This is a genomic window from Chryseobacterium sp. SIMBA_029, assembly GCF_046535275.1.
Taxonomy (GTDB): Bacteria; Bacteroidota; Bacteroidia; order Flavobacteriales; family Weeksellaceae; genus Chryseobacterium.
Genome location: NZ_JAWRXA010000331.1, coordinates 1 through 271 on the forward strand (window position 1 = coordinate 1; position 271 = coordinate 271).

Annotated in this window: 1 protein-coding gene; it reads left to right on the forward strand. The window is 62.7% G+C overall.

The genetic code is table 11. The annotated features are described in order from the left end of the window. On the forward strand, nt 1-268 hold a 268-nt coding region (locus tag SB679_RS24340; RefSeq protein ID WP_410704830.1), incomplete at its 5' end, for a hypothetical protein. Nucleotides 269-271 lie beyond the last annotated feature (3 nt).

The window sequence follows — 271 nt, forward strand, 5'->3', positions numbered from 1 at the left end:
GTGGGTTCGCCGCCGCATCAAGGGAACCGTGATTCCAGTAAAACGTTTTATGTCAGCAACCCATGACGGAACGGAGGACACTCGTGAGTATTTTCGATCGTATCAAGCATGCAATCTTCGGCGAGGCGCACGCGTCGCAGACCTCCGCGGCAGCGACGCCGTCCTCGCCGACCTCATCCGAAACGTCGACCGCGCCACTTCCAACACCCGTTTCCACGGCCCCGGTCTCCGGCGGCGAAACACCGACCTCTGGCGCCGCCGCGAGTGAGCC